The organism is Paucibacter sp. PLA-PC-4 (assembly GCF_026241155.1).
Lineage (GTDB): Bacteria > Pseudomonadota > Gammaproteobacteria > Burkholderiales > Burkholderiaceae_C > Roseateles_E.
Window position 1 is genome coordinate 226,127 of sequence record NZ_JAPFGP010000007.1, and the last position, 21,550, is coordinate 247,676.

21 protein-coding genes and 1 pseudogene are annotated in these 21,550 nt (G+C 67.0%); 12 read left to right on the plus strand and 10 right to left on the minus strand.

Annotated features, from left to right (window positions below; all coding sequences use genetic code 11):
- Positions 1 to 151: 151 nt before the first annotated feature.
- Positions 152 to 721, plus strand: a complete 570-nt coding sequence (locus OOZ63_RS13145; protein WP_266005953.1) for a hypothetical protein — start codon at positions 152 to 154, stop codon at positions 719 to 721.
- A 10-nt stretch (positions 722 to 731) separates the two neighbouring features.
- On the opposite strand, the gene OOZ63_RS13150 is transcribed toward OOZ63_RS13145, so the two are convergent.
- A complete protein-coding gene (locus tag OOZ63_RS13150; protein WP_137941867.1) occupies positions 732 to 1,016 on the minus strand; it encodes a late competence development ComFB family protein in 285 nt (94 codons plus the stop codon).
- Between the two features lie 88 nt (positions 1,017 to 1,104).
- A complete protein-coding gene (gene nadA, locus OOZ63_RS13155; protein WP_266005954.1) occupies positions 1,105 to 2,205 on the minus strand; it encodes a quinolinate synthase NadA in 1,101 nt (366 codons plus the stop codon).
- A gap of 45 nt (positions 2,206 to 2,250) precedes the next feature.
- Between nadA and OOZ63_RS13160 the strand changes: the two genes are divergently transcribed.
- A complete protein-coding gene (locus OOZ63_RS13160; RefSeq protein ID WP_266005955.1) occupies positions 2,251 to 3,051 on the plus strand; it encodes a substrate-binding periplasmic protein in 801 nt (266 codons plus the stop codon).
- Positions 3,052 to 3,078: 27 nt separating this feature from the next.
- On the opposite strand, the gene OOZ63_RS13165 is transcribed toward OOZ63_RS13160, so the two are convergent.
- On the minus strand, positions 3,079 to 3,888 hold the full coding sequence (locus tag OOZ63_RS13165) for an AraC family transcriptional regulator (RefSeq protein WP_266005956.1): 810 nt from the start codon (positions 3,886 to 3,888) through the stop codon (positions 3,079 to 3,081).
- 70 nt (positions 3,889 to 3,958) lie between these two features.
- On the opposite strand from OOZ63_RS13165, the gene OOZ63_RS13170 reads away from it, so the two are divergent.
- From OOZ63_RS13170 to OOZ63_RS13210, 9 genes and pseudogenes are all read left to right on the plus strand, one after another.
- Positions 3,959 to 5,212: an MFS transporter gene (locus OOZ63_RS13170; RefSeq protein ID WP_266005957.1), complete on the plus strand. Its 1,254-nt coding sequence runs from the start codon at positions 3,959 to 3,961 to the stop codon at positions 5,210 to 5,212.
- A gap of 52 nt (positions 5,213 to 5,264) precedes the next feature.
- A complete protein-coding gene (locus tag OOZ63_RS13175; protein WP_266005958.1) occupies positions 5,265 to 6,989 on the plus strand; it encodes a thiamine pyrophosphate-binding protein in 1,725 nt (574 codons plus the stop codon).
- Positions 6,990 to 6,993: 4 nt separating this feature from the next.
- Positions 6,994 to 7,224, plus strand: a complete 231-nt coding sequence (locus tag OOZ63_RS13180; protein ID WP_262969463.1) for an RNA-binding S4 domain-containing protein — start codon at positions 6,994 to 6,996, stop codon at positions 7,222 to 7,224.
- Positions 7,225 to 7,243: 19 nt separating this feature from the next.
- Positions 7,244 to 7,744 carry a ribonuclease E activity regulator RraA gene (rraA, locus tag OOZ63_RS13185; protein ID WP_266005961.1) on the plus strand — a complete coding sequence of 167 codons (501 nt, stop codon included), beginning with the start codon at positions 7,244 to 7,246 and terminating at the stop codon, positions 7,742 to 7,744.
- Between the two features lie 380 nt (positions 7,745 to 8,124).
- Positions 8,125 to 10,461, plus strand: coding sequence for a hypothetical protein (locus tag OOZ63_RS13190; RefSeq protein ID WP_266005962.1), 2,337 nt, complete (start codon positions 8,125 to 8,127; stop codon positions 10,459 to 10,461).
- 19 nt (positions 10,462 to 10,480) lie between these two features.
- Positions 10,481 to 11,239, plus strand: a complete 759-nt coding sequence (locus OOZ63_RS13195) for a PEP-CTERM sorting domain-containing protein (protein WP_266005963.1) — start codon at positions 10,481 to 10,483, stop codon at positions 11,237 to 11,239.
- Positions 11,240 to 11,270: 31 nt separating this feature from the next.
- Positions 11,271 to 12,107 carry a PEP-CTERM sorting domain-containing protein gene (locus OOZ63_RS13200; protein ID WP_266005965.1) on the plus strand — a complete coding sequence of 279 codons (837 nt, stop codon included), beginning with the start codon at positions 11,271 to 11,273 and terminating at the stop codon, positions 12,105 to 12,107.
- A 67-nt stretch (positions 12,108 to 12,174) separates the two neighbouring features.
- Positions 12,175 to 12,558, plus strand: a pseudogene (locus OOZ63_RS13205) (ATP-binding cassette domain-containing protein); the annotation flags it as partial.
- A gap of 41 nt (positions 12,559 to 12,599) precedes the next feature.
- A complete protein-coding gene (locus OOZ63_RS13210) occupies positions 12,600 to 12,902 on the plus strand; it encodes a hypothetical protein (RefSeq protein ID WP_416234730.1) in 303 nt (100 codons plus the stop codon).
- On the opposite strand, the gene OOZ63_RS13215 is transcribed toward OOZ63_RS13210, so the two are convergent.
- The 6 genes from OOZ63_RS13215 to OOZ63_RS13240 form a co-directional block, all read right to left on the minus strand.
- Positions 12,899 to 13,453, minus strand: coding sequence for a flavin reductase family protein (locus tag OOZ63_RS13215; protein ID WP_266005966.1), 555 nt, complete (start codon positions 13,451 to 13,453; stop codon positions 12,899 to 12,901). The two genes, OOZ63_RS13210 and OOZ63_RS13215, sit on opposite strands and share 4 nt — an antisense overlap.
- Entirely contained in the window at positions 13,450 to 14,145 is a 696-nt protein-coding gene (serB, locus tag OOZ63_RS13220; protein WP_266005967.1) for a phosphoserine phosphatase SerB, read from the minus strand. Before serB ends, OOZ63_RS13215 begins: the two co-directional genes overlap by 4 nt.
- Before the next feature lie 23 nt (positions 14,146 to 14,168).
- The gene (locus tag OOZ63_RS13225; RefSeq protein ID WP_266005969.1) at positions 14,169 to 14,576 is read right to left on the minus strand and encodes a PIN domain-containing protein; all 408 of its coding nucleotides are present in this window, start codon (positions 14,574 to 14,576) and stop codon (positions 14,169 to 14,171) included.
- 8 nt (positions 14,577 to 14,584) lie between these two features.
- Positions 14,585 to 14,917 (minus strand): antitoxin, encoded by a 333-nt coding sequence (locus tag OOZ63_RS13230; RefSeq protein WP_266005971.1) that lies wholly within the window; start codon positions 14,915 to 14,917, stop codon positions 14,585 to 14,587.
- Positions 14,918 to 15,091: 174 nt separating this feature from the next.
- Positions 15,092 to 18,568, minus strand: coding sequence for a transcription-repair coupling factor (gene mfd, locus OOZ63_RS13235; RefSeq protein ID WP_266005973.1), 3,477 nt, complete (start codon positions 18,566 to 18,568; stop codon positions 15,092 to 15,094).
- 69 nt (positions 18,569 to 18,637) lie between these two features.
- Entirely contained in the window at positions 18,638 to 19,798 is a 1,161-nt protein-coding gene (locus OOZ63_RS13240) for an esterase-like activity of phytase family protein (RefSeq protein WP_266005975.1), read from the minus strand.
- Positions 19,799 to 19,946: 148 nt separating this feature from the next.
- On the opposite strand from OOZ63_RS13240, the gene OOZ63_RS13245 reads away from it, so the two are divergent.
- Positions 19,947 to 20,615, plus strand: coding sequence for a DJ-1/PfpI family protein (locus tag OOZ63_RS13245; RefSeq protein WP_266005977.1), 669 nt, complete (start codon positions 19,947 to 19,949; stop codon positions 20,613 to 20,615).
- A 3-nt stretch (positions 20,616 to 20,618) separates the two neighbouring features.
- On the opposite strand, the gene OOZ63_RS13250 is transcribed toward OOZ63_RS13245, so the two are convergent.
- Complete coding sequence (locus OOZ63_RS13250) at positions 20,619 to 21,455, minus strand: Crp/Fnr family transcriptional regulator (RefSeq protein ID WP_266005978.1); 837 nt, start codon at positions 21,453 to 21,455, stop codon at positions 20,619 to 20,621.
- Positions 21,456 to 21,550 lie beyond the last annotated feature (95 nt).

Here is a 21,550-nt window from a genome sequence, read left to right on the forward strand (position 1 = left end):
CACGCCGTGCTGAGCACCAGCCTTGTCTACAAATCCAACCGACCCATCCTGCAGGCGTCCGCCACGCGCTCATCTGCAAACCCTGGGCGCGTTCGGCAGGTCGCTCGGGCCGCTGAAGCTCGCGTTAGGATTGCTGCTGTGTCTGGGGAGCGTGGCTGCCGCTCTGGCGGCATTCGACGCTGACCGCTCGCTTGATCCGGTGGCACGGCTGGCGCTGGCCTGGGGCGCCGTGATGCTGCTGGCGAGCGGCCTGGGTCAAGCGCTGCTGGTGCGTGCTTGGGCGGTCGACCCTGTGCGCCGCGACGTGTGGGCAGGCTGGGGCATCGCCTACTGCCAGTTCTGGCGTTGCTATCCGGCCAGGCAGATCGACAGTGTCGAAGGGCGCCTGATTTCCCATCAGCGTCAGCGCGATGTTGTTGACGAAGGCAGCACGACGCGCTACGACGCGCAGGAAACTTACATCGCCTATCTGATCGTCGTGGCACCGGGCTCGCCACCCCAGCATCTGCACCTGGCTGTATTTCACGAGCGCGAGGAACTGCTCGCCGAACTCAAGGCGGCCAGCCGCTTGCTGGGCCGACCCTTGCGCGACCGCAGTGGCTCCGTGCAGCACGCGCCTGCCGGGCGGCCGTTCAGAGTGAGCTTGCTACTCGCGCTCTTGCTGGGGGCTGGCGCGATCAGCGTGCTGCTTTGGTTCGCCCTGGCCGGGCTTGCGCCCTGAAGGCTGGGGCTCAGCGCCGCGCGCGCAGCGCGGTGCGTGCCTGCACGAAGTTGAAGGCATAGGTGACCGCCTCGCTGATGGCGGCGTCGATCTCCAACCGCTCATGCTCGGTCAGGTAGAAGGAGAAATCCACCTCGTGGCGGATGTAGCGCGGCGGCAGGCGGTTCAGCGCCACACAGGCCACGTCGACCAGCAGATCGTTGCTGCTGATAGCCGGAAACTGAGGGGCCACCGTTGCGACGGCGTTGAACACCTCGCGTTCGTGGTGGTTGTAGAGCGAGCTGAAGTCGGTCATGAGGCGTCTCGTCTTTCTGTGGATCGCACAAGCGTATTCGCTTTATAGCGCTCCCTGCGGCCGAAAAACGGGCGCCATCCCCCCTTATTCAGGCTGCCCCGATGCCCGTCTTCATGCCGGCCGTCCGGGCTTTCAGTTCCGCAGTGAAGTCCAGCATGCGTGTGATGCAGCCCAGCGCCTTGACCCGCACTGGCTCGTCGATGTGGATTTCACCCTGGCCCAGCTCCAGGCAGTCGATCACACCCTGCAGCCCGTTCATCGCCATCCACGGGCAGTGCGCGCAGCTCTTGCAGGTAGCGCTGTTACCGGCGGTGGGCGCCTCGATCAGGGTCTTGCCGGGTGCCAGCTGGCGCATGCGGTGCAGGATGCCGTTGTCGGTGGCGACGATGTATTCTTTCGCTGTGCCTTCGACGACGGCCTTGATAAGTGCCGAAGTGGAACCCACGACGTGGGCCTTGTCGACCACGCTCTTGGGCGACTCGGGGTGGACCAGGATCATCGCGTGCGGATGCTGCTCGCTCAGCAGGTCGAGCTCCAGACCCTTGAACTCATCGTGCACGATGCAGGCGCCGTTCCACATCAGCATGTCGGCGCCGGTCTGCTCCTGGATGTAGCGACCCAGATGGCGGTCCGGCGCCCACAGGATCTTCTCGCCCTTTGCCTTAAGCTCGGCCACGATCTCCAGCGCGCAAGAGCTGGTGACCATCCAGTCGGCGCGCGCCTTCACGGCCGCGCTGGTGTTGGCGTAGACCACCACCTTGCGGTCCGGATGTGCGTCGCAAAAGGCCGCGAACTCATCGGCCGGGCAACCCAGGTCCAGCGAGCAGGTCGCGTCCAGGTCAGGCATCAGCACGCGCTTCTCTGGGGACAGGATCTTTGCACTTTCGCCCATGAAGCGCACCCCGGCGACGATCAGGGTCTGGGCCGCGTGGTCACGGCCGAAGCGGGCCATCTCCAGCGAGTCAGAGACGATGCCGCCGGTCTCCAGCGCCAAATCCTGCAGATCACCGTCCACGTAGTAATGCGCGACCAGCATCGCATTGCGGGCCTTCAGCAGCGCTGCGGCGCGGGCTTTGAGCGTGACACGCTGGCTGGGTGTCAAGGGCGCCGGCACCTTGGCCCAGGCATGGGCGGTGCAGCTGGCGCCTTCGGCGTCCTGGCGGGTGTAGTCGAATAAAACCTGTTCCATGGGGAAATGGTATCCCAGCGGCACCGCCAGATCCGGCGCAGGGGCATGCATGCCCTAGACTGCGATCTCATGCGAGGTGGATGGAGAAAGACGACAGCCGGGCTTGTCGCCGGCCTGCTGCTCGGTGCGCAGGCGGCACAGGCCGCGCCGCCCGGCCCAGTTTCTGTACCGGTACTGCGCTTTGCGCTGGGCCAGGCGTGGGCCATGCCGTTCGCGCATGTCGTCGCTGGACGCCTGCAAGGTGGGATTCTGTTCGAGATGATGAACCAGATTGCAGCCAATGCCGGGGCCGAGGCTCGCATCACGATCCTGCCGCCCAAGCGGGTCGATGCCGCGCTGGACAATGGCCAGGTCGACCTGCACTGCCTGCTGGCACCGGCATGGTTTGACAAGCCGGTGGTGGCCGAGCGCTGGAGCGTGCCGCTTCTGGTGCTGGACGATCTGCTGCTGGCCGGACCCGGATCGAAGGAGGCCGCCCCGATCGATCTGGACAGCGTCAAGGGTTTGAGCGTCGGCCTGGTGATCAGCTATCGTTATCCCGCGCTGGATGCTGCCTTGCGCAGCGGCCGCTTGCTTCGCGATGACGGCCCCAGCCAGCAGCGCGTGCTGGAGAAACTGGCGCTGGGCCGTACCGATCTGGCCGTGGCCAACAGCCTGATGGTCGACTGGTTCAACAAGAGCCAGCCGACGACGCAGCGGCTCAAGCCTCTTCAGACTGTGCATTCGGTGACAACGCATTGCTTGCTCTCGGCCAAGCCGGCGATGGCGCCCGCGCGCATCCATGCTGGCGTGCGCCAGTTGGTCCAGAGTGGCCAGCTCAAGACCATACTGGCTCGCTATCGCTGACAAGGCCTGCAGGCCTTGTCAGCGGCTTTAGGCTTCGGCGAAGAACCGGCTCGGCGGCATGCCCACAGTGCGCGTCACCATGGCGGTGAAGGCGCTGGCGCTGGCATAGCCCAGCTCAGCGGCGATATGGCTCATCGGCTTTTGCCGCGCGGCCATCGACAGCGCATGGGCCAGCAGCACCTGGCTGCGCCATTGGCCGTAGCCGCTGCCCAGTTGCTCGCGGAACAGCCGCGAGATCGTGCGCTCGCTGGCGCCGACTTCGGCGGCCCAGTCGGCCAGGCTCGCGTAGCGGGCCGGGTCTTCGATGATGGCCTGGCACAGACGCAACAGGCGTTTGTCCTGAGGCAGGGCCACGCCCAGGCGCAAGCTGCGCGCGCGGCCCAGCTCGTCGACGATCAGATGGGTAATGCAGCGCTCGCGTTCACGTTCGTTCGGGGTGTCGGGGGCGGCGTTGGGGTCGGTGGGCAGCTGTAGCACCAGCTCGCGCAGCAGCGGCGAGACTTCCAGCACCCGGCACTGCGCCCAGGCCGATGCACGCGTCAGGCTCTCATGGAGATAGAGCGTGCGCAGATCGGCCCGCTCAATGGCCGAGACGGCATGGACGATGCGCGGCGCTATCCAGACCGCTCGCGAGGGCGGCACGATGAAGGTGCTGGCACTGGTGCTGACGCGTACCGCCCCACCCACTGAGAACACCAGCTGGCCCCAGTCGTGCTGGTGTGGCTGAATATCCATTTGGTGCTCCATCAGCCGCGCCTTGCCGCGCAGCGGGCGCTCCGGGCTCGGCGCGTAGCGGCTGGGGTCGGCGGGCGGCAGGCTGCGGCGTGGAGAGGCCATTGGCGTAATTTCGATAAAGCTTGGCGATCTATCGTAACTCGGCCGCGCTTGCGGCGCCTACATTGACGCCATGACGACGAACACCGCCTCCCTCACCCTTGACGGCCGCGCCCAGGCCCGGCGCGACTACGGCACGATCAGTTTGATCGGCCTGGCTCATGGCACCTCGCACTTCTTTCACATGCTGCTGCCGCCGCTGTTTCCGGCCTTTATCAAGGACTTCGGGCTGAGCTATTCGGAGCTGGGGCTGTTGGTCACGACTTTTTTCGTGATCTCGGGCATCGGCCAGGCGCTGGCCGGTTTTCTGGTGGACAAGCGCGGTGCACGGCCGGTGCTGTTCGCGGCTTTGGCCTGCTTTGTGCTGGCCTCGGTCGCGGCTGGCATGGCGACGGGCTTTGGCGGGCTGATGCTGGCAGCGGCGCTGGCTGGGCTCGGCAATTCGCCCTTCCACCCGGTGGACTTCACGATTTTGAACAAGCGCGTCTCGCAGCCTCGCCTGGGCCATGCCTTCTCGGTGCATGGCATCACCGGCAATCTGGGTTGGGCGTTGGCGCCGGTGTTCTCGATCGGCATCGCCGAGGCCACCGGTAACTGGCGCTATGCCTATCTGGGCACCGGTCTGGTGGCGCTGGCGGTGATCGCGCTGCTGTTCTTCAAGCGAGAGGCCATCGACGACAGCCAGGGGTCCTGGGGCCATGCCAAGCCGGCAGCGGGTGTCAAAGCGGAACATCCGATGGCTTTTCTGCGCTTGCCCTCCGTCTGGCTGTGCTTCTCCTTCTTTTTCTTCACGACCGCCGCGCTGAGCGCGATCCAGAGTTTTGCCAGTCCGGCCCTGGGCCAGATGTATGGCCTGCCGCTGAGCCTGACCGCCTATGTGGTGACTGGCTACATGCTGTGCGGCGCTTTGGGTATGGTGATCGGCGGTTTTCTGGTCGCTAGGGTGCAGCGCCTGGAGCGCACGATCGCGATGGCGATGGCGCTGGCTGCTGGCCTGCTGCTGCTGGTCGCGGCCGGCTGGCTGCCACCGTTGGTGGCAGCGGCGGCCACCGCGCTGGCCGGATTCGGCACCGGCTTGGCCGGACCCTCGCGCGACATGTTGATCAAGCGCGCTGCGCCCCCAGGTGCCACCGGCCGGGTCTACGGCACGGTGTACTCGGGCTTGGATGTCGGCTTCGCGCTGGCTGCGCCGGTGTTCGGCGCCTTGCTGGACGGTGGCCATCCGGCCGGCGTGTTCGCCGGCTCGGCCGCCGCGCTGGGCCTGGGTATTGCGTCGGCCGGCCTAGTCGGTCTGCGCATCGCCCGCACGCGACTGGCCACCGCCTAGGTGCCGATAAGCGCCAATAGGCGCCGGCTCTAGCCGGCGCTACATTCGGCCTATGCAACAAAGTCCCGCTCTCACTTCATCACGTCTGGCCGGCCACCTGCTGGTCGAAGCCCTGGTCGCCCAGGGTATTGATACTGTCTTCGGCGTGCCAGGCGAGAGCTATCTGGCGGTGCTGGACGGCTTTCATGAGCACCGCGACAAAGGGATCCGCTTCATCGCATGCCGGCAAGAGGGCGGGGCGGCCTTCATGGCCGAGGCCCAGGGCAAGCTGACCGGCCGACCTGGCATCTGCTTCGTGACCCGCGGTCCCGGCGCCACCAATGCCAGCATCGGTCTGCACACCGCCTTCCAGGACAGCACGCCGATGATTCTCTTCATCGGTCAGGTGGCCAGCGACCAGCGCGACCGCGAGGCGTTTCAGGAGGTCGACTACCGCCAGATGTTCGGCCCCGGCACGCTGGGCATGGCCAAATGGGTCGGCGAGGTGCAGGACGCCGACCGCCTGCCCGAGTACATTGCGCGCGCCTTCCACACCGCGCTGCAGGGCCGGCCCGGGCCGGTCGTGCTGGTGCTGCCCGAGGACATGCTGACCCGGATGACGGCGGCGCCGGTGCTGCCGCGCGTCGCACCGGCCCAGGCTTGGCCGGTGCCGGCCGCGCTGTCCGATCTGCGCTCACGCTTGGCTGGGGCTCAGCGGCCCTTGGTGATCGTCGGAGGCGGTGGCTGGACGCCCGACAGCTGCGCGGCGCTGCAACGCTTTGCCGAGGCTTGGCAGCTGCCGGTCGGCTGTGCCTTCCGCTTCCAGGATCTGTTTGACAACCGCCATCCGCTCTATGCCGGCGATGTCGGCATCGGCATCAATCCAAAGCTGGCGCGGCGCGTGCAGGATGCCGACCTGATCCTCGCAGTCGGCCCGCGCCTTGGTGAGATGACCACCGGCGGCTATACCTTGCTGCAGGCACCGCGCCCCACCCAGCAACTGGTGCACATCCACGCCGGCGCCGAGGAGCTGGGCCGTGTCTATGCGGCCGATCTGATGATCAATGCAAGCATGAGTTGCGCGGCCCACGCACTGGAAAGCCTGGAGGCTCCGGGCAGCGTCGCCTGGACCGAATGGGCGCATCAGGCCCATGCCGACTACCAAGCGAATCTGGCCCCCCAGCCGGTCAGCCCGCTGGACATGGCCGAGGTCGTCAAGACCCTGAGCCGGGCGATGCCCGAGGGCACGATCTTCACCAATGGCGCTGGTAACTACAGCGGCTGGCTGCACCGCTTCCATCAATACACGGCGCTGCACCAGCATGGCCGCACCCAGCTGGCCCCGACGTCGGGCGCGATGGGTTACGGCGTGCCGGCGGCGGTGGCCGCCAGCCTGCTCGATCCCGAGCGCTGGGTCGTGAATATTGCCGGCGATGGCGATTTCCTGATGACCGGCCAGGAGCTGGCCACCGCCACCGGCTATGGCGCCAAGCGCCTGATCTCGGTAGTGGTCGACAACGGCACCTACGGCACGATCAGGATGCACCAGGAGCGCGAGTACCCGGGCCGGGTCTCCGGTAGCGATCTGTTCAACCCCGATTTCGTGCAACTGGCGTTGGCCTATGGCTGGGCTGCCCAGCGTGTCGATCACACAGAGGACTTCGCACCGGCGCTGCAGACCGTGCTGCGCGCCGGCAAGCCGACGCTGCTGCATTTGCGCCTGTCCACCGATGTCTCGACCAGTCGCAGCACGCTGACGGCAATCCGCGAGGCGGCCAAACAGCGTCTGGGACAATGAGGCGATGGAACACATCAACTTCGAACTGCGCGGCGAATTCATCGAGCTCGACAAGCTGCTCAAAGCCACCGGCCTGGCCGACAGCGGAGGCGTGGCCCGCATGATGATCACCGAGCAGCAGGTCCAGGTGGACGGCCAGACCGAGCTGCGCAAGACCGCCAAGATCCGCGCCGGCCAGGTCGTGAGCCTGCAGGGTGCGCGCATCAAGGTGCTGGCCGATCCGCTCCAAGACTGAGACGCAAGGAAAACTGCCGATGAACTTCTCGACCTGTGATTTCTGCGACGAGCACAAGAGCGATGACAGCGGCGAGGTCCGCGTCATCCCCGGCGGCCTCTACCGCAGCTATGGCGGCCTGGCGCGCTTTGCCGGCCCGGTCACGACGGTGCGCGCGTTGGAGGACAACAGCCTTCTCAAGAGCGCGGTCGAGAGCCCCGGTCAGGGCCGGGTGCTGGTGTTCGACGGCGGCGGTTCGATGCAGCGGGCGCTGATCGGCGGCAATCTGGCCGAGGCCGCCGCGAAGAACGGCTGGGCCGGCCTGCTGATCCATGGCTGCGTGCGCGACCTGGCCGAGCTGCGCGCCGCTCAGCTCGGCATCCTGGCGCTGGGCCATGTGCCCATGCCCACCGATCGACGCGGCCAGGGCCTGGCCGATGTGGCCCTGCAGCTGCATGGGCTGTGGATCAGGCCGGGCGACTGGCTGTACGCCGATGAGGACGGCGTGGTGATCGGCACCAAGCCCTTGCACACGTCCTGAGCCAGCCCCCCGACTCGGGGGCGAGCTGCCCAATCAGGGATTGCCTGCATAGACTGGCGATCCGGAAAACGAAACACTGTTCCAAGACCCTAAGGTCTGTCGCGCAAGAGCGGGATCTTCTCCCGGCAGCCCTGCTGCTGCCGCAGCCCCGCCGCGCAATGCGCCTGCCGCCATTGCCCGCCTGACGTTGTTGTGCCGCGCTTGCACCCTTCGTGTGCTGCCGGCGACTCGTCCCCTCGGCCTGCCGCCGAATCTCCGTCGTCCACCGGCTACCGTCCACCCGCCTGGCCGCAGGTGGCGCCGCTGCGTGCCCTGATTGCAAGACCGTATAGCGCGCCCTCGAGACGGCCCTGAGCCGCGGGTGCTGCAGGAGACTGGACATGCGCAAAGACAAGACTCCCCCCAGACCTGGAGGCCCGCGCCTGCTGGCCGCGTCGATCTCACTGGGCCTGCTGGCCTGCGGCGGCGGTGGCGAGCCTCAGAGCCAGGCGCTCAGCGCCGGCCTCGGTGCTGGGCCTACGGCCGGCATTGCCAGCGCCGATGCCGCGCAGGCCGACGGCCTGGCCAAGGCGGCCAATGCCCGCGTACCGCGCCCGAGCGCACCGCCGCCCGCTGCGGTGATCGACGCGCTGAGCCTGACCGACACCAGCGCAGCGCTGCTGCTCGATGTCGGCGACCGGACCTATGCAGCGCCGGTCAAGGTCGGCAATTTGCATGACCCGGCCAATTACCGCGCGGCACCGCGCCTGCCCCTCTGGCAGTTCGCTAGCAGTGACCCGAGCAATGGGGTGCTGACCTTCGAGCGCGAGGTCGCGCCCGATATCGGCTGGCACAGTTACTCGCGCCAGGGTCGGGTGCGGGTGAGCGGTGGCTCGTCCGCGGCCGCGAATCGCATCTACACGGTCTTCAACAAGGAGCAGTTGCTGGCCGCGATCCGCGAGGCCAGGAACGAGCCCAAGATCATCCGCATCGTCGGCCATATCGACTTCCGCTGGCGCGCCGGTAACACGGTGTTCGAGGAGTACACCGGCTACGAGGACCAGAAGAACGGCGGCAGTTTCGCGATCCCGTCCAACACCACGCTGGTGGGCATCAATGATGCGAATGGCCGGCCGGCCCGTATCACCGGCACCCAGATCCTGATCGGCCGCGAGGCCGCGACCACCGCTGCCGGCGCTGAGGCCGACTTCAAGAAATGGGTGGCCGAGGGCAAGGATCCCGAACGCTTCCCGACCTGGACGCGCAACATCATTCTGCGCAATCTGGCAATCGACACGCCCTGGGACGTCAACCCCGAGGACAGCGCCAACGCCTATATGGACGGCCTGGCGATCACCCGCGGCCAGCAGATCTGGATCGACCAGGTCTCGATCAGCGACGGCGACACGCCCGACTCGCTGGCCAGCGATACCCGCCATGACGGCGGCCTGGACATCGTGCGTGGCTCGGACTACATCACCGTCTCCAACAGCCATTTCAGCCGTCATGGCAAGCTGACCCTGGTGGGCAATGGCGACTCGGGCCGGGCCTGGAGCGACGCCGGCCGCCTGCATGTGACCTTCACCGGCAACTGGTGGGACAGCATCGGCAGCCGCCAGCCGCTGGTGCGCTTCGGCCAGGTCCATCTCTACAACAATCTGGTCAGCGGCTCGACCTCGACCAAGGACGATGATCTGAAGTTCGGCCAGGCCTTGGATGTGCGCTACCAGGCCGATGTGATTTCGGAGAACAATTTCTACGAATTCACCGGCCTCAAACCCAAGGAGATCTGCGGCAAGCTGGCCGGTGGCAAACAGGCCATCAGCTTTCGCAGCAGCGGCCATCGCTTCATCAGCGACAAGGACGATGACGGCAAGCCGATGAGCGCCGTGATCGACGCCCAGTTGCAGGGCTGCGACGGCCTGCCGGTGGCGCAGCTCTGGGTGCCGCCTTACCCCTACACGTTGCGCCCGGCCGACAGCCTGCGCGACGCGATCAAGCGCTCGGTGGGTGCCGGGCGCCTGGGCCTGTTCGCGCTGACGGGCCCGGCGCCCAGCCCCAGCCCGACGCCGGCCCCAACACCCACGCCAACGCCAACGCCGACACCGACACCGACACCGACACCGACACCGATCCCCACGCCGCCCGAAGGCAGCGGCTGCACCGTGATCCTGCCTTGCGCGGGCACCGGCGGCGAACAGTTGCTGAGCAGCCAGATCACCGTGCCGGTGCCGGCGGCCGGCTATGACGCGGCCAGCGGCACCTATGTACTCAGTGGTGCCGGCAAGATGGAGAACGCGAACAGCTACAACTTCAATTTCAAGTACATCACGCTGAGCGGCAATTTCACCTTCACTGCGCGGCTGCGCCAGCAGGGCGGCAGCGAGTCCTCGGCGCGGGCCGGGATTGTCGCGATCGAAGGGCTGAGCGGCGCCCCTGTCTATGCCTGGACCGCCCGCTACGCGTCGACCGGCGAGATCCGCGCCGCCGTCAACGCCAATGCCAAGTCCTCGATCAGCGGCTACAGCAGCTCGACCGTGCCGGTCTGGGTGCGGGTGCAGCGGCGTGGCAATGCGCTGTACTCGGCCGCCTCCACCGACGGGCTGAACTGGACCGAGCGCAGCAACACCACTGTCAGCGCGGCCGTGCTTCAGGTGGGCCTGGCGCTGTCCTCGGGCAGCAACACGGTGGTGACGACAGCGGCGTTCGACAACGTCAGCGTCGTTGGCGGCCAGTGAACAAGGAGACAAAAAAGTGATGAACAAGACACTGATGGCGCTGAGCCTGGGCGCCGCGCTGCTAGGCCCCGTCCAGGCCGCCGTGCACGGCACCGACTACGGCGCGCTGCAGGGCACGCGGGTGGACTTTGAGAGCCTGGTGGTCAGCGACCCGCTGGGCAGCCTGATCGAGGGCACGTTGACGCTGGCCGGCGTGCAGTTCGGCGAGCGCTTTGCCGGCCAGGAGCTGGGCGAGGGCAGGGCGCCGAGGCCCGGCGAGGTCGCGCAGGACTGGTTCGATGACCTGAGCTTCGGCGCGCCGCTGGCTGGCCTGAACCTGCTGGCCGGCGCGGCCGGCGCCAATCTGGGTGCCTACGACTATGGCGACGCCGACGGCATCGCGCTGGCCGGCATCGGCCCGCGGCACGAGGACGGCAGCGATCCCTTTGGCTTTGGCGCGATCTCGGCCCGTTTCGCGACAGGCCAGTCCGCGCTGGGCTTTCAGCTGCGCGAGGCCGATGGCGGGCCGGCGTGGCTGAGCCTGTACCGGGCCGACGGCAGCCTGATCGTCACCCAGGCCCTGGGCGCCGTGAGCAATGGCTATTACGCCTATGCCCGCGACGGCGGTGTGGCCGATATCGCCGGCTTCTCGCTCTATCACCGCGACAGCTACTACGGCATTGCGATCGACAAGCTGGTCTTGAGCAGCGTCAGCGCCGTGCCCGAACCGGCCTCGTTGCTGCTGATGCTGACCGGCCTGCTGGCCCTGGGCGGCGCCGTGCGGCGCGGCCGGTTCTGAATCACCACATCAATTTCAACGGAGACACCTCATGACAACACTGAACAAGACCCTGATCCTGAGTGCGCTGGCTGCGGCCTCCGCGATCGGTGGCGCGCAAGCCGCCACCACCCTGGGCCAGACCGACTTTGCCTTCACTGGCGTGAACGGAAACACCACGGTGGGCGGCTGGTCTTTCGTCAGCTTCGTCGACATCAGCGCCGGCACGACGATCTATTTCACCGACACCAATGTGCTGCAGACTTCCACCTCGTCGGGCGTGTTCTCGACCAGCGCCGAGACCTTCTGGTCCTGGACCGCCGCGGCCGATGTGGCCGCCGGTACCTCGGTGGCCCTGCTGGGCACCGGCGTCAACGGTCAGTACGCGGCCAGGTCCGGCGCGGCAGGTGGCGTCGCCAACGGCACGGTGAGCAATCTGAACGGCGGCGCGTCCAACATCTCCAGTGGCGGTGACATCCTCTATGCCTTCCAGGCCTCGTCCTATGCCAGCAATTACGCGCCCTCGGCCATCACCTTTCTGGGGGCCATTGCCAACCGCGCCACGCCTTACGCCAGCTCCGACAACCCCTTCTCGGCCACCGGCCTGAGTGGCATCCAGGTGCGCGAATACCGGATGAACAATGCCACCACCCGCTACACCCAGTTCACCGCACAGACCAGCAGCGCCGACACCCCGTTCGCTTCAATGGATGAGTTGAGGGCCGCGCTGGCCGAGGGGGCCAACTGGAGCACGATAGCCGAATCCAACAGCACGCCCATCGTCGCCGACGTGCTGGCGGTGACGACCGTGCCCGAGCCGTCCAGCTATGCCTTGCTGCTGGCCGGCCTGGGGGTGGTCGGTGCAATGGCGCAGCGCCGGCGCCGCTGAGCGGGCGGCGCTGACCCCGGGGCGGCTGCGGTCCGGTGCTTGAACGCATAAGCAGATGCGCAAAGCTTTGTTGGACGCGGCCGCTCGACCGCGTATGGTCAGCGGCCAGATCCTGCTGGAGGGGCGCGACCTGCTGTCGCCGCGCGGCAGCGCGGTCGCGATGATCTTGCAGGCGCCGATGGGTTCGCTGAATCCGGTGCTGAGTGTCGGCGACCAGGTGGTGGAGGCGCTGCGCCTGCACCAGCCGCTGTCGGCTGCGGCTGCCGCCGCGCGGTCTGTCGAGCTGCTGGACCTGGTCAAGCTGCCCGAGCCGCAGCGCCGCTTCCACGACTTCCCGCACCAGCTCAGCGGCGGCCAGCGCCAGCAGCGCGTGATGATCGCGATGGCGGTGGTCAGCCGGCCGCGCCTGTTGGTGGCCGAGGAACCGACCACCGCGCTGGACGTGACCATTTAGGCCGAGATCCTGGGCAAGCCTATGCGGCCGAGGCCGTGGTGCTGAAAGCGGCGGCGGCCATCGACGCGGCCTGGGCCGGCGATCTGAGCAGCGAGCTGCTGACCACCGCCCCGGTCGAGGTGGCGCAGACCCAGTTCTTCGTCGCGCAGGCGGCGCTGAGGGCGGCCGAGCTGGTGTTCGACGTCGGCAGCGCCTCGACCACCGCGCGCGAGCACAACCTGGATCGCCACTGGCGCAATGCCCGCACCGTGGCCAACCACAACCTACGCCACTGCAAGGCCGCCGCCACCGGCGCCTGGCACCTCAGCGGCACCGAGCCACCGACCAGCGGGCTGTTTTAGCCCCCCCGGATCAGCCCGCTGGTGGTGAAGAAATTGCCGGCGCCCAGGTGGTGCAGCGCGCGCTGCGCCTCGAGCAGGCCGTCGCGCCAATGGCCGTCGAAGGCCCAGTCCTCGGCCCAGGCGGCCACGACCTCGGCGAGGAAGAGGTCGTAGGTCTGCTGTATGTGGGGCTCGGGGTAGATGCGGCACTCCAGCCAGGCCAGGCAGCCCTCGATCAGCGGGGCCTGCACCCGCGATGCCGGCGTGCTGGCAATGCCGTAGCGGGCGAACTTGTCGATCTCGCGGCCCGAGCTATTGCCCACGCCCACCACCAGATCGGCCTGCGCCGCGCAGGGCACGGCCAGCACGAACTCGCCCGATGCCTCGATCAGGCCGCGGCTGTAGGTGTTCTTGTCGATCACCACCGCCACCTTGGGCGGCGCGAAGTCCAGCGGCATGTTCCAGGCCGCCGCCATCACATCGCGCTGATCACCGTGCGCGCTGACCACCAGCACGGTGGGGCCGTGGTTCAAGAGGCGGCTGGCCTTGGCCAGGTCGACCGCAACTCTCATGCGGCGAACACACTCAGCAGGCGGTCCAGCCCGCCTTCGTTGATCGCTACCATCGCCTGCTCGCGCACCTTGGGCTTGGCATGAAATGCGACGGACAGGCCGGCGGCGCCCATCATCGGCAGGTCGTTGGCGCCATCGCCGACGGCGATGGTCTGCGCCGGCATGGCGCCGATCTCGGCCGCGCATTGCAGCAGCATGCGGCGCTTCTCCTCGCCGTCGCAGATCTCGCCCCAGGCCTGCACACCCAAGCCGCCGGTCAGGGCGCCATCGACGATCTCAAGCTCATTGCTGCGCACGTAGTCCATGCCCAGCTCGGCCGCGACGTAACGGGTGAAAAAGGTGAAGCCGCCCGAGACCAGCACCAGCTTCAGCCCGCCGGCCTTGAGCGCGGCGCACAGCTCGCGGGCGCCGGGGTTGAACTGCAGACGCTCGCGCAAGACCTGCTCCAAGGCGCTGATTGGCACGCCCTTCAAGAGCGCGAGCCGACGGCGCAGGCTGTCCTTGAAATCGCTGATCTCGCCGCGCATTGCTGCTTCGGTGATCGCGGCCACCTCGGCTTTCTTGCCGGCCGCGTCGGCGATCTCGTCGATGCACTCGATATTGATCAGGGTCGAGTCCATGTCGAAGGCGGCGAGCTTGAAATCGCTCAGCCGCAGCGGGGGCGTGAAGCCTTGGGTGATGAGGTCTTGCATCGGCATAGATTGGGTTGAGATGGTCAGTTCAGCCAGTTTTCAAGGTTCAGTCCCGGCACACGCTGGAACTCCGCATCCGCGCTGACCAGGGTGGCCCCCAGTGCCAGCGCATGGGCGGCGATTAAGAGGTCGTTGGGGCCGATGGGGGTGCCAGCGGATTCAAGCTGGGCGCGCAGCGAGGCGTAAACCGGCACCACCTTGTCGTCCAGCGGCAGCAGCAGCAGTGGCCGCATGGCGATTTCGTACTGACGCTGCAGGCGAGGGGAGGGGCGTTTTTGCAGTCCGTAGAGCAGCTCGCATTGCACCACGGTGTTGGTGCAAAGTTGACAGGCGCCGAGGGTTTGGAGTCGATCCCCCAGGCGCTTGGCGGCGCTGCCCACCGCGTCCTGCATGAGGTGGCTGATGATGTTGGTGTCCAGCAGGTAGAGCATCTCGCGGCTCAGGAGTCCGGCGCTTCCAGCGCGATGTCATCCAGGGGGAGCAGCCCTGCATCCACGTCGGGGAATTCGTCGTCGATGCGGCCTTGCTTGGCCAGCTCTGCAAGGGCGGCCAACAGCGCCGCCGGTGATCCCTGCTCGTACTGCGGCTTGACGGGTTCGATGATCAGGCGCTCGCCCTCGCGCCGCATCACGGCCTCTTGGCCGGGCAACTCAAACTCCTTGGGGATGCGCACGGCCTGATTGGCACCGTTGCGGAACAGGCGCACATGCCGCGCGCCTGCTTCGGCATCGCACCGTGCATATGACGGCGTCTTTTCTCTGGCTTCTGGCATGGCGGACTCCCGGTGGGCAGGCGACTTTGAGTCTAGCCTATGCTGCGACATATGCTCGGTATTCTCGTGAGGGGCTTCCGGGCCAAGGCATGGTGCGCTAAGCCCCAGCCTGGCGTCACGTCGTGGCTGGCGGGCTAGGGCCGGCGTCTCCCGGCGGTCTCGATCAAGCCTGTGTCAATCCTGCCGTTGCGGCTGCCCCAGCAGGCGCAGCACCTCGCGGATCGCCTGCGCGCGGTCTTTGGGATCACTGAGTGCCTTGTCGATGCGCAGCTTGTCGTTGCCGACCAGCTTGATATTGCGATTTTTCTGCACCAGCTCGATGACGCGCATCGCGTCGATCGGCGGATTTGGGCGGAAGTTGATATTCATCACGCTGGGCGCCGCATCGATCTTGGCCACGCCGTAGGGCTTGGCCAGCACGCGCAGCCGGTGCGTGTCGAACAGGGTTTGGCCCTGGGCCGGCAGCTTGCCGAAGCGGTCGGTGACTTCCTCCAGCAGCTTGTCGATCTGCTCGCTCTTGTCGGCCGTCGCCAGGCGCTTGTACAGACTCAGGCGCACGTGGACATCGCCGCAATAGGCATCGGGCAGCAACGCCGGTGCATGCAGATTGATCTCGGTAACGGCCGCCAACGGGCTCAAGAGATCGGGTTCCTTGCCGGCCTTCAGCGAGCGCACCGCCTCGCTGAGCATCTCGTTGTAGAGCTGGAAGCCGACTTCCATCATGTTGCCGCTCTGGTTCTCGCCCAGCACCTCGCCGGCGCCGCGTATCTCCAGATCGTGCATGGCCAGATAAAAGCCAGAGCCCAGCTCCTCCATCGCCTGGATCGCGTCCAGACGCTGGGTAGCCTGCTTGGTCAGGCCCTGGATGTCGGGCACCATTAGATAGGCATAGGCTTGGTGGTGCGAGCGGCCGACGCGCCCGCGCAACTGGTGCAATTGGGCCAGGCCGAACTTGTCGGCGCGCGCGATGATGATGGTGTTGGCGCTCGGCACATCGATGCCGGTCTCGATGATGGTCGAGCACAGCAGGACGTTGTGCTTGCCGCCGACAAACTCGCGCATCACTCGCTCCAGCTCGCGCTCGGGCATCTGGCCATGGGCCACGATGATGCGGGCCTCGGGAACCAGCTCCTCGAGCTTTTGGCGCCGGTTCTCGATGGTGTCGACCTCGTTGTGCAGGAAGTAGACCTGACCGCCGCGCTTGAGCTCGCGCAGCATGGCTTCGCGTATCGTGCCGCTGCTCTCGGCACGCACGAAGGTCTTGATTGCTAATCGCCGCTGCGGGGCGGTCGCGATGACGCTAAGGTCGCGCAAGCCTTCCAGCGCCATGCCCAGCGTGCGCGGGATCGGCGTCGCGGTCAGCGTCAATACGTCGACTTCAGCGCGCATGGCCTTCATCGCCTCCTTGTGGCGCACGCCGAAGCGGTGTTCCTCGTCGATCACCAAGAGGCCCAGGCGGGCGAACTTGACCTCGGCGCTGAGCAGCTTGTGCGTGCCGATCACGATGTCGATGGTGCCGTCGGCCAGGCCTTCCATCGCGGCCTTGATCTCCTTGGTCGATCGGAAGCGGCTCATCTCGGCGACCTTGACCGGCCACTTGCCGAAGCGGTCGGCAATGTTCTGGAAATGCTGTTCGGCCAGCAGGGTGGTCGGCGCCAGCACCGCCACCTGCTTGCCGCCCATCACCGCGACAAAGGCCGCGCGCAGCGCCACCTCGGTCTTGCCGAAGCCCACATCGCCGCAGACCAGGCGGTCCATCGGCTTCGGGCTGATCATGTCCTGGATCACCGCATGGATCGCGGCGCGCTGGTCCGGCGTTTCCTCGAAGCCGAAGCTCGCAGCAAAGGCCTCGTAGTCATGGCCCGAGTAGCGGAAGGCATGTCCCTCGCGGGCAGCGCGGCGGGCATAGAGGTTCAAGAGCTCGGCGGCGGTGTCGCGCACCTGTTCGGCCGCCTTGCGCTTGGCCTTCTCCCACTGACCCGAACCCAGCCGGTGCAGCGGCGCCTCTTCGGCGGAGACGCCGGTATAGCGGCTGATCAGGTGCAGTTGGGCCACCGGCACGTACAGCGTGGCCTTGTCGGCGTATTCCAGGTGCAGGAACTCGCTGGCGCCGTCGCCGATGTCGATATTGATCAGGCCCTGATAGCGGCCGATGCCGTGGTTGCTGTGCACCACCGGGTCGCCGACCTTGAGCTCGCTGAGGTCCTTGATCAGCGCATTGACATCGCTGACCTGCTCCTGCTTGCGGCGCCGGCGCGTCGTCGGCGTGGTCGCGAACAGCTCGGTCTCAGTGAACAGCTGCAGCTCACGCCCGTCCTCGGGCTCGCGCCAGAAGAAACCCGCTGCGAGGGGCGCTGCGGTGATTGCGAACTTCTCATCACTGGCCTCGAACTCGGCCAGGTCCTTCACGGAAGGCGGCTCGATCTTGTTGTCGCGCAGCAGTTCTAAGAGGCTCTCACGCCGCCCCTCGCTCTCGGCCAGGATCAGCACGCGGTGCGGCGTGCTCTTCAGATGTGCGGCCAGCCGGGCCAGCGGTTCCTGCGCGCCGCGCTCGACCGAGACATCGGGCAGCGGCCGCGCGTAGTCGGCCACCTCATCGACGGATACGCTGCCGCGTACCGCCAGCACCGCATGGCTGTGGGTCAGCGCGAAGAACTCCTCGACCTTCAGGAACAGCTCCTCGGGCGGCAGGATGGGCCGATCGGGGTCGTGCTGCAGAAAGCGGTGGCGCTCTCGGGTGTCGGTCCAGAAGCGGTTCAGCGCCGCATCGATGTCGCCATGCAGCGCCAGGCCCAGCTCGGCGCCGACGAAATCGAACAGCGTCGCGGTCTGCTCAAAGAAAATCGGCAGGTAGTACTCGATGCCGCCGCTGGCAATGCCCTGGTCGATGTCCTTGTAGATGCGCGACTTGCTCGGGTCGCCCTCCATCTTCTCGCGCCAGCGCGAGCGGAAGGCCTTGCGCGAGGCCTCGTCCATCGGGAACTCGCGGCCTGGCAGAAGCCGTACCTCGGGCACCGGATAGAGGCTGCGCTGGCTGTCGGGATCGAAGGTGCGGATCGAGTCGACCTCGTCACCGAACAGATCGACCCGGTAAGGCACCAGTGAACCCATCGGGAACAGATCGATCAGGCCGCCGCGCACCGCGTACTCGCCCGGCGAGACGACCTGGCTGACGTGGGTGTAGCCGCCCAGGGTCAGCTGCGACTTCAGGCTGGCTTCGTCCAGGCGCTGTTTCTGCTTGAAATGGAAGGTGGTCGCGGCCAGGAAGCTGGGCGGCGCCAGCCTTGTGAGCGCGGTGGTGGCCGGCAGCAGCACGACGTCGACCGGGCGCTGGTCCACCGGCTTGCCCTGGCTTTGCAACAGGCTCCACAAGGTGGCCAACCGCTCCGAGATCAGGTCCTGGTGGGGCGAGAAGGTGTCATAGGGCAGGGTTTCCCAGTCGGGGAAAACGGCGACCCGCAGATCGGGCGCGAAGAACTTCAGCTCGTCCTCCAGGCGCTGCGTGTCGCCCGGCTCGGCCGTGACGATCAGGCTCAGCCGGCCGGCGTCGCGCTGCTGCAGCGCAAAGCGCGCCAGCAACAGGGCATCGGCCGAGCCGGTGGGGCGGGGCTGGTTAAACTTTTTTCCGGGGGCGATCAGGGGCAGCTGCATGGCGCACAAATAAGGACAGCCCCGACTGGGGCTGTCGCGATTGTAGGGAGGCTGCGCCGGCGCCGCCGATCAGGGCTGAATCTCGAACACCAGGATCTGGTTGCGGTCGGTCGCGGAGTCGGCCGTCGGGAAGTTGTCATCGGCCACCACCACCAGGCTGGACCGGCCATTGGCCAGCTTCGGGCCCAGACTCAGGCCTTCCAGATTGGCAATGCCGCCGAGCTGGGCCTTCAGCGTCTCGAAGTCCAGCACCAGGCGCTTCTTGACTGCGGCCGCGCCCTGCAGCGTGGCGTTGTTCAGCACATTGCTGGCGCCGCTGATGTCGATCTCGTAGAGTCGCACCTGGTTGCCGACCACGCCCACCGAGAAGCTTCGCTCCAGCACCAGAAAGCGAGTGGCGCTGAGAGCCAGGATCTCGGTGGCGCCGCTGACGCTGAAGCTCGTGGCCGGCACCGGCGTGGCCTGCACCTTCTCGACCGGGTAGGCGTACTGGGCTGTGGCCTGGCCGCTGGCGCGGTCAAACATCGTGATGCGCGACTGCGCGCCGGCCGTCAGGCTGGGTGCGGCGCCGTCCTGGATCAGCGGCCCTTCCATCAGCACGACGGCCGAACGGCCATCGGGCGTGAAGGCAAGGCCCTCGAACACTGCATTGCCACGCGGGCCGCTGTTGTCGGCACTGATCTGGAACATCGCCGGCAGCTGGTAGTCGCGCTGATGTTGGCCCTGCGCGTTGACCTCGCGGATGAAGGGCTGGATCAGCCGGTTCGGCGTGCCCAGCGTCCGCTCGCCCTCGCTGACCCAGACGTACATACCGCTGACAGGGTCGATGCGCACGGCCTCCGGATCGGCCACCTTGAGATCGGGGACCTTGGGGTAGTCGCTGCCATCGGGCTGCTTCAGCTTGATGGTTGAGAGCAGCTGCACACCGCTGAACTGGCTCGCGTCGAAGCTCAGCTTGGCGGTGTACAGGCGCGGCGCGTTCGGTGAGTCGGTGGTGGTGCGGTCGTCACTGATCAGGACATAGCTGTCACTCTTGGCGTCGTAGTCGATGCCCGACAGCCCGCCCACCACGGTGCCCTGGAACTCCATGCGGCGCGGCAGCAGTTGCTGGCCGATCAGGCGCAGGCTGCTGACGCTGATCTCGGTCGAGTTGCCGTCGTCGCTGCCGCCGCAGCCGGCCAGCAGGGCCAGAGGAAGCAGGCAGCACAGCAGGGCGCGGGGGGAGGGCATGGTAGACGTGAGGCTTGTATTCATGGCTGGCATTGTTTGCGCCGGCCGTGTCAGCGGCATGACCGCCGGTGGTGCGCACTGCGGCGCCCGTCCGGCCTGCGCACCGCCGCTCGTGGCATGCTTGCGCTTTATGACTGCAAAGGCGCACATGAAGCTCGGGATTTATCTGTTCGACGAGGTCGAGGTGCTGGACTTTGCCGGCCCCTTCGAGGTGTTTTCTACCGCCTCGCGCCTTGCCGCGCGCGACGGCGGCGAGCCGCCGTTCGAGGTGCTGACCCTAGGCCCCAGCCTCGACCCGGTGCGCGCCCGTGCCGGTCTCATGGTGACGCCGCAATACACACTGGACCAGCATCCCGAGCTGGATGTGCTGATCGTGCCCGGCGGCGTGGTCACGGCCGAGTTGCAGCGCCCGGGCCTGGACGACTGGCTGCTGGTGCAGAGCTGCCGGCTCAAGGTTCTGGCCTCGATCTGCACCGGCGCCTTCTTGCTCGAGAAAGCTGGGCTTTTGACCGAACGCGAGGCCATCACGCACTGGGAAGACCTGGACGATCTGCGCGCCGCCTCCCAGGCTTCCGGCTCGCTGCTGAAGGTGCTGGCCAAGCAGCGCTGGGTGGAGGCCAAGCCCTGGGTGCATCACGGCGGCACCTGCCGGCTTTTCACGTCGGCCGGCATTTCGGCTGGCATTGATCTGAGCCTGCATTTGGTGGCCGAGCTGGCCAGTCCCGACCTGGCGCGCCGCACCGCCCGCCAGATGGACTATGACTGGCGCGCGGCCAATGGCTCGGTATTGCAGGCGGCGCTGGGTCGCGAGGCTTGACGCTCAGCGCTCAGCTTGGTGTTCATGCCACAGCCGCGACAGGGTGGTGTTGCAGGCATCCACTGTGGCGATGCAGTCCAGGCCGCTGCGCTCGACCTCGGCCAGCAGTTGTAGCCAGGCCGGTGCGGCCTCCAGAATTAGCTTGGAGTGGCCGGTGCTGACCCAGCCTGCCTCGGCCAGCTGCTGCAGGTAAACCCAGGTCTGGCGCCGCGCCAGACCGGCAAACGATCCGATCAGGGCCTGGGCCATCGGCAGATGCAGGCCGCCGCTGCGCCGCGCTGCGGCCTGGCCGGCAGCGCCGGCCGCGGCCATCGCCAGGGTGGCCAGCACGCCGACCAGGCGCTGCAAGCCATTGCCCGACAGGCGCAGCGAGACCTGGTCCTGGATGCGGGTCGCAGTGGCGGCATAGAGCTGGAACACGTCGGCCTTGCACAGCTGTTCTGCCGAGCCGGTGATGCCGATCCCCTCTTTGGGAATGGTCAGGGTCGAAACTGCCGTAAGCGCGGTGACCTCGTAGCGGGCCAGCTCCTTGCCGACCGGCGATGTCCAGCCGATCACGTCGCCGAACCACAAAATGGCGACCGGCACGTCGTCGCCGTTCTCCCCACGACCATGAGGCCGCGAGCTCAGGCGAGTTGCCCCCTCGCGTATGGCCATCCATTGCTGCAGTGGCTGACCGGCCTCGATGATGGCCTGGCCACGGCCATAGTGCTGCACCGTGGCCAGCTTCAGCCAGCTCTGGGCCGACGTGCCGTCTGCTGCCCCACAGCTGCCGACTGCGCGCAGATTCGGCATGCCGACCACGCCAGCGGGCGCGACCGCCTTCTTGTCAATTGCCACCTCGATACCTCTGATTTCTTTGCTTCAGTGTCCATGGCCGCCGCGGCGTCAAAGCCCCGAAAAGCATGGCTTGCTGCGGGCGCCTGGCGCACACG